At 34.8% G+C, this 14000-nt stretch carries 15 protein-coding genes; 2 read left to right on the top strand and 13 right to left on the bottom strand.

Translation table 11 applies throughout. The features are described from left to right. Nucleotides 1–52: 52 nt before the first annotated feature. Nucleotides 53–802 carry a class I SAM-dependent DNA methyltransferase gene (locus EV697_RS05805; protein WP_132023604.1) on the bottom strand — a complete coding sequence of 250 codons (750 nt, stop codon included), beginning with the start codon at nucleotides 800–802 and terminating at the stop codon, nucleotides 53–55. Between the two features lie 129 nt (nucleotides 803–931). Next, nucleotides 932–2188 (bottom strand): tryptophan permease, encoded by a 1257-nt coding sequence (gene mtr, locus EV697_RS05810; RefSeq protein ID WP_132023606.1) that lies wholly within the window; start codon nucleotides 2186–2188, stop codon nucleotides 932–934. A 176-nt stretch (nucleotides 2189–2364) separates the two neighbouring features. Here mtr and ppa point away from each other — a divergent pair, with 176 nt between their 5' ends. Continuing rightward, complete coding sequence (ppa, locus tag EV697_RS05815) at nucleotides 2365–2892, top strand: inorganic diphosphatase (protein ID WP_132023608.1); 528 nt, start codon at nucleotides 2365–2367, stop codon at nucleotides 2890–2892. A 112-nt stretch (nucleotides 2893–3004) separates the two neighbouring features. After that, entirely contained in the window at nucleotides 3005–3775 is a 771-nt protein-coding gene (locus tag EV697_RS05820; protein ID WP_132023610.1) for a M48 family metallopeptidase, read from the top strand. Nucleotides 3776–3845: 70 nt separating this feature from the next. Here the strand turns inward: EV697_RS05820 and rnb are convergent, their stop codons facing one another. The 11 genes from rnb to iscA all read right to left on the bottom strand — a co-directional run bounded on the left by rnb (nucleotide 3846) and on the right by iscA (nucleotide 13976). Further along, nucleotides 3846–5822 carry an exoribonuclease II gene (rnb, locus tag EV697_RS05825; protein ID WP_132023612.1) on the bottom strand — a complete coding sequence of 659 codons (1977 nt, stop codon included), beginning with the start codon at nucleotides 5820–5822 and terminating at the stop codon, nucleotides 3846–3848. Between the two features lie 89 nt (nucleotides 5823–5911). Continuing rightward, the gene (gene fabI, locus EV697_RS05830; RefSeq protein ID WP_132023614.1) at nucleotides 5912–6700 is read right to left on the bottom strand and encodes an enoyl-ACP reductase FabI; all 789 of its coding nucleotides are present in this window, start codon (nucleotides 6698–6700) and stop codon (nucleotides 5912–5914) included. Between the two features lie 95 nt (nucleotides 6701–6795). Next, a complete protein-coding gene (locus EV697_RS05835; protein ID WP_132023616.1) occupies nucleotides 6796–7551 on the bottom strand; it encodes a Nif3-like dinuclear metal center hexameric protein in 756 nt (251 codons plus the stop codon). A 110-nt stretch (nucleotides 7552–7661) separates the two neighbouring features. Then, a complete protein-coding gene (gene metK, locus EV697_RS05840; protein ID WP_132023618.1) occupies nucleotides 7662–8816 on the bottom strand; it encodes a methionine adenosyltransferase in 1155 nt (384 codons plus the stop codon). A gap of 166 nt (nucleotides 8817–8982) precedes the next feature. Then, a complete protein-coding gene (locus tag EV697_RS05845) occupies nucleotides 8983–9732 on the bottom strand; it encodes an energy transducer TonB (protein WP_132023620.1) in 750 nt (249 codons plus the stop codon). Then, nucleotides 9733–10119, bottom strand: a complete 387-nt coding sequence (gene exbD, locus EV697_RS05850) for a TonB system transport protein ExbD (protein ID WP_132023622.1) — start codon at nucleotides 10117–10119, stop codon at nucleotides 9733–9735. A 1-nt stretch (nucleotide 10120) separates the two neighbouring features. Then, nucleotides 10121–10576: a TonB-system energizer ExbB gene (gene exbB / locus EV697_RS05855; protein WP_132023624.1), complete on the bottom strand. Its 456-nt coding sequence runs from the start codon at nucleotides 10574–10576 to the stop codon at nucleotides 10121–10123. Nucleotides 10577–10827: 251 nt separating this feature from the next. Beyond that, complete coding sequence (gene fdx / locus EV697_RS05860) at nucleotides 10828–11166, bottom strand: ISC system 2Fe-2S type ferredoxin (RefSeq protein WP_132023626.1); 339 nt, start codon at nucleotides 11164–11166, stop codon at nucleotides 10828–10830. Nucleotides 11167–11178: 12 nt separating this feature from the next. Next, nucleotides 11179–13035 (bottom strand): Fe-S protein assembly chaperone HscA, encoded by a 1857-nt coding sequence (hscA, locus tag EV697_RS05865; protein ID WP_132023628.1) that lies wholly within the window; start codon nucleotides 13033–13035, stop codon nucleotides 11179–11181. A gap of 72 nt (nucleotides 13036–13107) precedes the next feature. Next, nucleotides 13108–13629 (bottom strand): Fe-S protein assembly co-chaperone HscB, encoded by a 522-nt coding sequence (gene hscB / locus EV697_RS05870; protein WP_132023630.1) that lies wholly within the window; start codon nucleotides 13627–13629, stop codon nucleotides 13108–13110. A gap of 23 nt (nucleotides 13630–13652) precedes the next feature. Next, nucleotides 13653–13976 carry an iron-sulfur cluster assembly protein IscA gene (iscA, locus tag EV697_RS05875; protein ID WP_132023632.1) on the bottom strand — a complete coding sequence of 108 codons (324 nt, stop codon included), beginning with the start codon at nucleotides 13974–13976 and terminating at the stop codon, nucleotides 13653–13655. Between the last annotated feature and the right edge of the window lie 24 nt (nucleotides 13977–14000).

The raw sequence follows: 14000 nt of genomic DNA on the forward strand, positions 1-14000 counted from the left end.
TAGGTATATTCCAATTCATTAAATTCTCCAATCTAAATTAATAATAATTCAGCTAACATTTTCTCACTTTAACAAATAATAATACTGGGCGATGTTGTAAATCTTTAAATTCATTGTGCAATTCTGCTTGTTCTGCAAGCATTGGCTCTACTACTTTTTCTATTTTAAATCCTGTTGCAATTAAATCATTAAAAATCGTTGCAATCGTACGATGATAAGTTTTAAAAGGTTGTTTAAACCAGCTACGATCTCGTTCTCCTTCTTCTCGATAATAATTTAAACGATAAGCAATCTGTTGTTTATGTTCATTTTTCTGCCAACGATCACCCTGTTTATAACAAGTAACAATAGGGTGTTCTTGGGAAAAAATCATCTCACCATCGGGTTTTAATTTATGATAAATTTTCCTCAACAACTTAGGAAAATCTTCAATATAATGAAATGCAAAGGAACTGGTTATCACATCAAATTCATCTGCTAACTCATCAATATGTTCCATTGCTAAATGATGTAAAGCAAAGTGCGGTTGTTTTTCATTATGTTTTGTTAAATTAATCTTTGCTTGTTGTAACATTGACTGGGATAAATCAATACCTACCACAAATTTTGCTTTCCGTTGTAAATAAAGTTGTAAATGCTCCCCTGTTCCACAGCCCATATCTAACAAAGTCTTCTCAGTTAAATCAGGCAATAAAGATAACATTGTCGGTTTTTCGACAACTTCATTTAAACTCAATGGATTGTTTCTTAGCTTTTGATACAGTTCAAAAAAGCCATCGTTATCATAAACAGATTTTTTCATAAAATATCACTATCGTGGTGAAATAATTAAAATACAACATACCATAAAATATATTATAAAATGATCGAAATAACCAAAAAAAGAAAGGTGCGAAAATCGCACCTTAGATTACTTTCTTTGTATTTTACATTATCCCGTAAATTCAGGTAATAATCCAAATTGACCCGCAATTTGTGCAAAGATATTAATTAACCCGAAGAACATAATGAAGTAAATCATAAAACGTCCGCCATATACTTTATAATTTTGATTTGGAAATTTCTTACGATTTGCTCGCACTAATAAAGCTGGCACAATCGCCGTCCAAATAGTCGCCGCCAAACCAGCGTAACCAATAGCCACCACAAACCCATAAGGAAATTGTAAACTTAATACTAATGGCGGTAAAAAGGTAATTAAAGTGGTTTTCATACGACCCAATGGGCTATCATCAAAATTAAATAAATCAGCAAGATAATCAAATAATCCTAAGGTTACCCCTAAAAATGAACTTGCAATTGCCATATAGCTAAAGAATCTTAATATTACGCCCACATAATCTGCTTCAATATTTCTAGCTAATGCTTTCAATAATGCGGAAATATCCCCACCTTTTTCAATAACAGGTGCAAACTCGGCTCTCGGTAAATTACCTTGAACCGCAAACTGCCATAATAAGTAAATTACTAATGCTAAAGTTGTGCCTAAAAAGATTGATTTCATTACTTTTTTCGCATCACGATTGTAATATTTTACTAAACTCGGTACATTCTCGTGAAACCCAAAAGACACCAAACAAACAGGAAGTGCGGTCAAAATATAAGGTAAATATTGTTGCTCCCCCTCTGCTACATTATTAAGTAATACATCAGTTGTGGCTGATCCCATTAAACCTGCCGTAGAAACAAAAAAGGCAATAATCATTCCAACAATCAATATCGTGCTAAATCTATCTACAGCTTTTGTGGATACCCATACAGAACTGGCTAATACAACACAAAAGAGTAAAGATCCTGTACTACGTCCAACATCAACGGTATTGCCTGATAAACTCACTAATTGATTAACAAAATCCTGTGTTAATCCTCCACCAGATGTAATGTAAGCATAAGTCAAAATATATAAAACAAATGCCACAGACAACCCATTGGCAATATTCCAACCTTTACCTAACAGATCTTTAACAATAGTGTCAAAGCTTGCCCCTGAAGGATAATTTAAATTCGCCTCTAAAATCATCAATCCTGATGTGGTCATACAAAACCAAGTATAAACTAGTACAAAAATTGATCCAATAAACCAAACGCCTGCCGTTGAAGTGGGATTCACTAACATACCCGCACCGACTGTCGCGCCAGCGATAATCATCGTGCCACCTAATAAAGATGGTAATTTATTTTTTTGCATACAGCTCTCCTTAAATATTTTGCACTATTATAGTAGTACAAAATAAAAAATCAATCTATTTTCTTATTTTTTTCCGTCATTTTTAATCGTCAATTTATTGGTTATATCGACAAACAAGCCCAAATAACGCTATAATTGAACAGAATTATTTATCATAAACAAAAAGGAATACTAAAATGGGTTTAAAAAATGTACCAGCCGGTAAAGCATTACCAGATGATATTTATGTAGTTATTGAAATTCCAGCAAATTCTGATCCAATAAAATATGAAGTGGATAAAGAATCTGGTGCATTATTTGTGGATCGTTTTATGGCAACTGCGATGTTCTATCCAGCAAACTATGGTTATGTTAATAACACATTGTCATTAGATGGCGATCCTGTTGATGTATTAGTGCCAACACCTTATCCATTACAACCAGGTTCAGTTATTCGTTGTCGTCCTGTGGGCGTATTAAAAATGACTGACGAATCAGGTCAAGACGCTAAGGTCGTTGCGGTGCCACATACTAAATTAAGCAAAGAATATGATCATATTCAAGATGTAAATGATTTACCTGCTTTATTAAAAGCACAAATCCAACATTTCTTTGAAAGTTATAAAGCCTTAGAAGCAGGAAAATGGGTGAAAGTTGATGGCTGGGAAGGGGTTGAATCGGCTCGCCAAGAAATTTTAGATTCATTTGAGCGTGCTAAAAAATAACTATTTTTTCTTAAATGCCGTTCTTACTAGAGCGGCTTTTTTCTATTTATGGCGTATTTTCCCCTTAATCCGCCATAAGTTTACCTACCTAATTTAACCTAAGGAATTAATAATGCAAAGAATCCTAAAACAACTCTCTGTTATCTCTAGCATTGCAATACTATTAACTGCTTGTGCCGGTACCGCTGAAATTAATCAACAAGCCGCCTCAAGCTATGCAAAAACAGTTAATGAAGTGAAAACCAAAGGTATGGTTGATAACCAATCACAAACCGCAAAACGTATTTATTCTGTCTTTAACAAACTCCGTCCTTATGCAGATCAAGAAAACCAAACTGGACAAAAATTTGATTGGCAAATTACGGTTATCAAATCAAAAGAACTCAATGCTTGGGCAATGCCAGGAGGCAAAATGGCATTTTACACTGGATTAGTCGATAACCTAAAACTTAATGATAACGAAATTGCTACGGTAATGGGACACGAAATGGCACACGCACTGAAAGAGCACGGAAAGAAAAAAGTTAATTTAGGTATGTTTACCAATGTTGTGGCACAAGTTGCTCAAGTAACCTTAGCAACCCAAATCGGCAGTGAAGCCAGTGGCTTAGTTGTTGGTCTTGCTTCTGACTGGGGGATTAATAAACCTTATTCTCGTAGCAACGAAACCGAAGCTGATGAAGTTGGCTTATTCTTAATGGCAAAAGCTGGCTACAATCCAGCAGCCGCACCAGGATTATGGGATAAAATGGCACAAAAAACTGGAGGTTCAGGTGGGGTATTAGCAGCACTTTCCTCGACTCACCCTAATGACAAAGCAAGAAAAGCCAATCTACAACGCTTATTACCAGAGGCGATAGCTATTTATAAAAATAAAAAATAATAACTTCATAAATAAAAAAATCTGGTAAAAGAACCAGATTTTTTTATTACAAAGAAGAAGAATAAGAAACTTAAGCAACCAATTCAACAATTAAACTGCGAGTGCTTTCCTTGACTTCGATTAATCGTACTTTAATCACATCAGCTAATTGATATTGCTTTTCGCCATTAATATACAAGGCAATTTCATCAGAATTAACTTGCATTTCTTCTTTATTAGGATGAACCATTGATGATGGTAAAAATGCTTGTGCTCCATTTTCTAATAATTGCACTCTAAAGCCACCACGCATAATATCTTGAATTTCGGCATCAAAAACTGGTTTTTCAGCCACTTTATCTGCAAAATAACGACAATAAAGCCAATCAGCAATATCTCGTTCAACTAAGCGATTTTGACGGCGAGCCTCTTGCAAACGCTGTAAAATCTCATCTTCTGGTTTTTTATAAGATTGAGTAGTTAAACTTGCTTTAATTAAACGATGATTGACCATATCCGAATATTTACGAATAGGCGATGTCCAAGTCGCATAACCGTCTAATCCGAGACCAAAGTGCGGTGCTAAGTCTGATTTAAATTCTGCAAAGGTTAAAAAACGGCGTAAACGTAATTCTAAATAATCCCCCTCAATAGGCTCTATATCGTGACGCATTTGGCAATATCCTGCCAATGTCGCTAGATTATTGGTCGAATAACGTTCTGATAATTCTGCTTGATTTGCTTCTGTTGCCACTTTATCTAACAAAAACTTATGGGCATTTTCTAAGAATTTAGGGTCAAAGCCTAAATGTGTATTAAAAATACCGCACTTTGCTACCCTGTCTAAATATTGTGCCGCACAAATATTTGCAATGATCATAGACTCTTCCACGATCTGATTGGCAATTCGGCGATATTCCGCTTTGATTTCTTGAACATGTCCATTTTCCGATACAATAAAAGAACAATCAGGCTTTTCTTTAAAAGATAAATGATGTGTTTGTCGCCAAGTAATTCGAGCTAGGGTAAATTGATGTAGCCAGTCAATTTGTTGTTTAATTACTGGGTTTTCTGGCTGCCAAGCATTATCTTTTTGCTCTAAATAATCTGACACCTTGTTATAAGCCAATTTCGCTTTGGAAATAACATAAGCGGACACAAATTGAGGATCTTTTGTGATTTTACCTTGTAGATCAGTTTCAATATAGCAAACCAGTGCTGCACGTTGATCATTTTCTGTCAGTGAACAAAGATCATCAGATAATTCCCTTGGTAGCATTGGAATATTAAAACCTGGTAGGTAATTTGTAAAACAACGTTGTTTCGCATCTCTTTCAATTTGTGAATTTTCATCAATATAAGCCGTTGGATCAGCAATTGCTACCACTAATTTCCAGCCAATTTGTTGCCCATTTTCTTCGACTTGCTCAATATACAATGCATCGTCCATATCCTTTGTAGTTTCACTGTCGATAGTTACAAAATTAAGAGCGGTCAAATCTTCTCTTGGTTGAGTATCTAGCATTTCATAACTTTCTGCACCTTGTACTGGATAGCGAGATTGTTGATGTTTTGCTAAGGTTACCCACCAAGGTGCAAATTCATCTTCTGCCTCACAAATATACTCGGTTACTTGAGCAAATAACAATCGATCATCTCTTAATGGATGTGTTTTTAATTGTGCGACCACCCAATCCCCTGATTTTAATTCTTTTTCAACATTTTTTGCTTTATTTGCATTGATTGGCTGATTAATTTGCGGGTGCTCCACCAATAATTGTAATTTGTTATTATAGAAATGAACACGAGCAATAAATCGACTCAGCATTGGCTCAATAAGTTCCGTTGGTTCAGCTTGTTCTTTATCACCGTTAGTTTCGATAGTGGCTTTAATCTTATCGCCGTGCATAACCTTTTTCATCGCTTGTGGGGGAAGAAAATAGGATTTTTTATCGCATTCTAAAAAACCATAAGACTTATCCGTACCTTTTACGATACCTTCAACTTTAGGTTTACTGTCATGAATTTGTTTTTTTAATTGGGAAAGTAGGGGGTTATTTTGAAACATATTATCACTTATTGAAATGGTGGCTTTTATACCACAAATTTAAAATTAGGAAAGGTACGCCTAAACGTACCTTTTTAGAATTTATTATCTTACTCTGACTCTAACTCACTCATTGCCACGATATTAAAACCACCGTCAACATGTACGACTTCACCAGAAATACCTGAGGCTAAATTAGAACATAAAAATGCAGCAGTATTACCCACATCTTCGATGGTGACAGTACGGCGAATTGGTGTATTTGCCTCACAAGCAGCAAGCATTTTCTTAAAGTTTTTGATACCCGCTGCAGCTAAAGTACGAATTGGTCCTGCGGAAATTGCATTAACACGTACACCATCTTTACCCATTGCATACGCCATAAAACGAGTATTCGCTTCTAATGAGGCTTTTGCTACACCCATTGTATTGTAGTTAGGAATTGCTCGCTCTGCCCCCAAATACGTTAACGTTACTAAAGCTGAACCTTCATTTAACATTGGACGAGCAGCTTTCGCCATTGCGACGAAGCTGTATGAACTAATATCGTGAGCAATACGGAAACCATCACGATTTACCGCATTAACATAATCGCCATCGAGTTGATCCGCTGGTGCATAAGCAATAGAATGAACAAAACCATCAAATTTATCCCAATGTTTTGCTAACTCTTGGAAACAAGCCTCAATACTCGCATCTTCGCCAACATCGCAAGGAATCACGATTGAAGAATCAAATTCTGCTGCATATTGTTCCACACGCCCTTTCAATTTATCATTTTGATAAGTAAAAGCTAATTCTGCTCCTTCACGATGCATTGCTTTCGCAATACCATAAGCGATTGAACGATTACTTGCTACGCCCGCAATTAGAATACGTTTATTTGTTAAAAATCCCATTTGAAATACCTATATTTGTTTGCCCTTTATCTTAAAAGGGAATTGAAAAACTGTTGTTAGTATAAGCGAAAATCTTACTGAATACAAAGCAGACCTTATGCTGGATTATCAATATCTTTAAATATCACTTCAAAGCCATATTCTTTCGCTAGCCACTCACCCAATGCTTTTATTCCATAACGCTCTGTTGCGTGATGTCCTGCTGCAAAAAAATGTAATCCTTGTTCCCTTGCTGAATGAATAGTTTGCTCAGACACTTCACCAGTAATAAAAGCATCAAGTCCTTTTTGTGCGGCAAGATCAATATAGCCTTGTCCACCACCCGTACAAATACCAATTGTACGAATTAAGTGCGATGCATTTTCACCACAAAATAATGGTTTACGGTTTAATGCTTTTTCTATTCGTTGTGCAAATTCTTCACCAGTAACTGGATTGATAAGCGAGCCATATACAGGAATACTTGTGGTACTATTTTCTAATGGCTGTAAATTTTCAATCCCCAATAATTGAGCTAATTTTGCATTATTCCCTAATTCAGTATGTATATCTAAAGGTAAATGGTAGCCATAAAGGTTAATATCATTCACTAATAGGGTTTTAATTCGTTTACCTTTCATACCTCGAATACAAGGATTCTCACTTTTCCAAAAATAGCCATGATGTACTAAAATAGCATCAGCATTTTCAGAAACTGCATAGTCGATCAATGCTTGGCTTGCGGTAACCCCTGTAATAATTTTTTTGATTTCAGTTTTACCCTCTACTTGTAATCCATTAGGAGCGTAATCTGTGATTGCTTGGCTATTTAGTTTTTGATTAATAATTTGTTCAAGTTGTAGGTTATTCATTTTCTTCTTCTATTTAATAAAAATATTATCTTATTATATTTGATTAAAATAAAAACACGAGAACTTAACTAAATTCTCGTGTTTTATAAGGGATAATATATCTAAAATACTTATTTTAAACCAACCGCTAAACGTAGTGCTTCTGCTTTATCCGTTTTTTCCCAAGGGAATTGTTCACGTCCAAAATGTCCATAAGCGGCTGTTTCACGATAGATTGGTTGAATAAGATCTAACATTTTAATCAAACCATAAGGACGTAAATCAAAAAATTCACGTACTAATTTAATTAGCAAATCTTCATTGACTTTCGCCGTACCAAAAGTTTCAAGCATAATTGAAGTAGGTTCGGCAACACCAATAGCGTAAGAAAGTTGAATTTCACAACGATCTGCCAGTCCCGCTGCAACAATATTTTTAGCAACATAACGAGCGGCATAAGCTGCGGAACGGTCAACTTTTGATGGATCTTTTCCTGAAAAGGCACCACCACCATGACGAGCTACACCACCATAAGTATCAACAATAATTTTACGTCCTGTTAAACCACAATCCCCCATTGGTCCACCAATCACGAAACGACCAGTAGGATTAATAAAATACTTAGTATCTTTAGATAACCATTCACTCGGCAGAATTGGCTTAATAATTTCTTCCATTACCGCTTCGTGAAGATCTTTTTGACTAATAGTATCTGCATGTTGTGTTGATAAAACAACGGCATCCACACCAATAACTTTATTATTTTCATATTTTAATGTTACTTGGCTTTTTGCATCAGGACGTAACCAATCAAGCGTACCATTTTTACGAACTTCAGCTTGACGTTCAACTAAGCGATGTGCATAGGTAATCGTTGCAGGCATAAGTACATCAGTTTCATTGGTTGCATAACCAAACATAATCCCTTGATCGCCAGCCCCTTGCTCTAAAGGATTCTCACGATCCACACCTTGATTAATATCAGAAGACTGTTTACCAATAGCATTTAGCACCGCACAAGAATGTCCGTCAAACCCCATATCTGATGAAGTATAACCAATATCACAGATCACTTGGCGAGCAAGATTTTCAATATCTACCCAAGCTGAAGTAGTAATTTCTCCACCGACTAATGCCATACCCGTTTTTACGTAGGTTTCACAAGCAACTCGAGCCTTAGGATCTTGTGCTAAAATCGCATCTAATACCGCATCAGAAATTTGGTCTGCAATTTTATCTGGATGTCCTTCAGAAACGGATTCAGAAGTAAATAAATATGATGACATAACGTTCCTTAAAATAATAATTCAATATAACCATCTAGACGTCTATAATACGCTTTTTATATAAAAAGGCAAGAAAAATACAAACTTAGTTTAAAAAATTTTTCAAAAATAAAATAACCCTCGCATCCAATAATACGAGGGTTAGATGATATTAAATGATAGCAGTTTAACGTAATTTAAAACTAATCGGCACAGAAATAGAAGTACCTAATCCAGCAGGACGTGGCCCAATACTTCTAGCACTTTTAACTGCGGTTAAAGCCGCCTCATCAAGATCACTTGCCCCTGATGATTTAACAACATTAACATTAGTTAAGGTACCATCAGCAGCAATGCTAAAAGAAACCATAACTACGCCTTGCTTTCTCATCATTCTTGCTCGCTGAGGATAGCGTTTATGACGTTCTATTTCTCTTCTTAATGCACTACGGTAGGCATCTAACTCACTTGCACTTGCCCCACTTCCCGCTAAATTGGGGTTATTAGTTGTGGCAATACCTGTGCTTGTCGCTTGAGAATTAACCTTATCCTTAGAATCAATATCACGATCACCTTTTATCACATCTTTAGGTGGCGTTTTTTTCTTTGGTTTTGGTTTTGGCTTTGGTTTCTCTTTTGGCTGTTTTTTCTCTGGCTCTTTCGGTTTTTCTATTTTCTCTGGCTCTGGCTTAACCGTTGGATCAGCTACTTCTTCTTTCGGTTCTTCTTGTTTAATTTCAGGTTCAGGCTCCGGTTCTGGCTCAACCCTTACCATCGCTTGTAACATTTCCATAGAAATATTGGTATCCACAAGATCTGCACTATAACCATTCGCACTCTCTGGCTTATTCATTATCAACATCACTATAACAAAGGCTAATAAACCATGAATAAATAAAGATCCTAAAAAGCCAAATAAAGAATGATGTTTACTCATTTATTTGCCTTTCTCTTTCATCGTTACAATAGCGACATTTTTAATTTCATTTTTTGCAATAATATCAGTTAAAGTCACGAAATCTTGGAACATTGATTTTGCATCAACTTTTAATGTTACTTTCTGCTCCTTAGACCAAGTCGCTATCTCATTTTCTAACTCTTCCATAGTGATTGGCTTATCATTAAAGAATATTTCACCTGTTTCTGTTACTGTTAGTAACTTAGCAAGATCGTCAGATTTAAAAGCAACAGTAGAGCTAGCTTTTGGTACATTAACTTGAATTTTTCCTTGAGAAATAAAGGAAGCTGTTATTAATACTATAGCTAATAAAACAAGCATAATATCAATAAAAGGAATAATGTTTATTTCATCAAATTTTTTCACATTATGCCCCTATATTTTTTTGACCGTTTAGTGCTTTCCATTTCAAGCGATTAACTTCTACTTTTCGAGATAGTCCATTATAAAAAACCATTGATGGAATCGCCACTAAAATACCAACTGCTGTTGCTTTTAGAGCCAAAGAAAGATTTAACATAATGGCGGCTGCATCAATATCTCCACCAGAATGCCCTAATTCATAGAATGTTAATAAAATACCAATAACCGTCCCTAATAACCCAACATAGGGTGCGTTTGATCCAATAGTTGAAATAATGGTTAAATTACGTTGTAAATCAATATCTAATTCATGGATATTTGTATAATGAGCGACATTTATTTTAGATAAAAAGATAAATCTTTCAATAACGAACCAAATCATTAAAAAACTCATTAATCCAAGTAACCCAAGAATAATATAATCAATATAATTATGTAAAAATTCAAATAATTGTGGCATTTTATAATCCTATATCAAAATAAAAATACGAATGTGAATTATTTTATAGATGATAATAAATGTCAATTGTATTTACAATTTTTATGAAGAAATAGAAAATTAGATAACGAGAAAAGAAAAACCAATTAAGTATTTTACTAAATTAATCATGAAAAATATGATGAAATTTCCTATTAAATTAAAAAAGGTTCTTATTTTACAATAGGAACCTTTTAATTATTACTAATAAGTATTACTAGATTGTTGATAATCTAATTTTCTTCTCTTGCATGATTTAAAGTATATTTAGGAATTTCAACGACAAGATCTTCTCTACCTAATTTACATTGGCAACTTAAACGACTATCAACTTCAAGTCCCCAAGCCTTATCAAGCATATCATCTTCATCATCAGTACTTTCATTTAAACTATCAAAACCTTCTCGAATAACAACATGGCAAGTTGTACAAGCACAAGATTTATCACAAGCATGTTCAATTTCTATTCCTGCTTCTAAAGCGATATCTAATAAATTATCCCCTTCAGCCGCATCGACTACCATACCTTCTGGGCATAAAGTTTCGTGAGGTAAAAAAACTATTTTTGTCATTATTATTCTTCCTTAATTCTTTTCAATTTCATCAATAGAACGCCCTGCTAACGCTTCTCTGATTGATTTATCCATACGTCGTGCAGCAAACTCTTGAGTTGCTTTATCGAGGGCTTTAATGCCTTGCTTAATAGCAAGACTATCTTCTTGTTTAACTAACTCTTCTAAAGAAACTAATGCTTTTTTGACCGCACTTAATTCTTCATCATTTAATAAATTATCGTCTTGTTGTAATGCTACTTTGATTGTTTCAATAACACGAGTAGCATCAACACGTTGTTCCGTTAATAACCTAGCTTGAATATCTTCTTTCGCATTTTCCATCGAGGCTTTCAACATATTAGCAATCTCGGTGTCTGTTAAACCATAAGATGGTTTCACTTGAATAGAAGATTGCACACCTGTTGATTTTTCCATTGCCGTAACACTTAATAAACCATCTGCATCAACTTGGTAAGTTACTAAAATATGGGCAGCACCAGCAGCCATTGCTGGAATACCTCGTAATGTAAAACGAGCAAGAGAACGACAATCATCAACCATTTCACGTTCACCTTGAACAATATGCACTGACATAGCCGTTTGCCCATCTTTAAAAGTAGTAAATTCTTGAGCTCTAGCCACTGGAATCGTGGTATTACGAGGAATAATTTTCTCTACTAATCCCCCCATTGTTTCAATACCAAGAGAAAGTGGAATGACATCAAGTAATAACATTTCTGAATTAGGTTTATTTCCCACTAAAATATCTGCTTGTATCGCCGCACCAAGTGCAACCACTTTATCAGGATCAATAGAGGTTAATGGTTCACGTTTGAAAAATTTACCCACTTCTTCACGAACTAAAGGCACTCTTGTTGAACCGCCAACCATCACGACTTCGCGAATTTCATCTGATATATCGGCATCTTTTAATGCTCGACGACAAGCAAGCAAAGAACGTTTAACTAATGGTTGAATAAGCGAATTAAACTGTTCACGAGAAATATTTCCTTGCCAAGTTTTATAAACAATAGAAACTGTTTCATTATCAGTTAACGCAATTTTCGTCTTTGTAGCTAATTCCAGTAATTGACGTTGCTCCTGATCATCTTTAGGTAATAATGTAGATTGTTCAATAATCCAATTTACTAATAAATGATCGAAATCATCGCCTCCTAAAGCCGTATCACCGCCAGTCGCTAAAACTTCAAACACCCCTTTTGATAAACGTAAAATGGAGATATCAAAAGTCCCACCACCAAGATCATAAACTGCAATTACCCCTTCTTGTTCAGAATCCAGTCCATAAGCAATAGCCGCGGCTGTCGGCTCATTAAGTAAACGTAATACATTTAATCCAGCTAACTTCGCCGCATCTTTAGTACTCTGACGTTGAGCATCATCAAAATAAGCAGGAACAGTAATAACAACGCCTGCAATATCTCCTGCTAAGCGTTTTTCAGCAAGTGCGGTTAATTTTTTTAAAATTTCTGCTGAAATTTCAACTGGGCTAAAAATACCCTTGTTCGTTTTTAATAAAGGTAAATTATTCTCAGATCTTTCAAAAATATAAGGAAGGTTAGGATAACGTTCTTGAATATCAACTAAACTTCGACCAATCAATCGTTTAATGGAAACAATGGTATTCACCGGATCTTGACTTGCTAATTCCGAGGCTTCACGTCCAATAATCACTTCTTCATTTTTTGCAAAATGAACAATTGACGGCGTTAAAGCATATTCTTGCTCATCAAGTAAAACTTCTGAACTTCCATTACGAACAGTTGCCACCAAAGAGTTTGTGGTGCCTAAATCAATACCTATTGCTAATTTTTGTTGATGAGGTACTGCTGTTTGACCTGGCTCAGCAATTTGAAGTAATGCCATTGTTATTCTCTTCTATAATTATTTTATTAATGTAAAATGATTTTTTTAATCTTATTCAATATCAACTAACAATCAAAAATCAATTAATTGTTCTTCTACTCGTTCTATTTCTAATAAAAGTTTTTTAATAAAACGTAACTTATCATTGAATTCTTTCGCTTTTTGCCAATCTTTCAGTGAAAGCGCCTCAGATAATGCGGAAATAACTATTTTATCTTGTTCTTCTATCTTTTGATAAAAATCTTGTAATTGTTGAACATTTTTTTGCTGCTCAATTACTTCTAGTTGCTCACGCCAAGTCATTTGTTGCATTAAAAAATCAATATTATGATTAGTCGTTTGTTCTAAATCTTCCTGAACGCCTAGATTTAATGCAATAATACTGTCCGCTCTCAGTATAGGATTTTTTAAAATTTGTAAAGCATCATTAATCTCTGAAGATTTTTGCATCGCTAAACGCTGTTCTTGAGCAGAACCATTTGCAAAATTATCAGGGTGTAATGTTTTTTGTAATGTTAAATAACGTTTGGCAAGCAAATCTTGATCAACGATAAAATCAACAGGTAAATCAAATAAAGCAAAAGGATTATTCATTTATAATATTCTCGACTCTTTCATTAAACGTTAAAGCTTTCACCACAACCGCATTCATCTTTAACATTAGGATTGATAAATTTAAACCCTTCATTCAATCCTTCTTTAACAAAATCAAGCTGAGTACCATCTAAATACACAAGGCTTTTCGCATCAACAATAACCTTAACACCATTATTATCAAAGACTTGATCATCATCGTTGAGTTCATCAACAAATTCCAATACATAAGCTAATCCAGAACAACCTGATGTCTTTATGCCCAATCTAAGCCCTATACCTTTTCCACGGTTTGCTAAAAATGTTCTTACCCTATTTTCGGCACTTTCAGTTAATGTAACTGCCATATATTCTCCAAATAATACTAACAA

It is taken from the genome of Bisgaardia hudsonensis (assembly GCF_004345785.1).
In the GTDB taxonomy this organism is placed as follows: Bacteria; Pseudomonadota; Gammaproteobacteria; order Enterobacterales; family Pasteurellaceae; genus Bisgaardia; species Bisgaardia hudsonensis.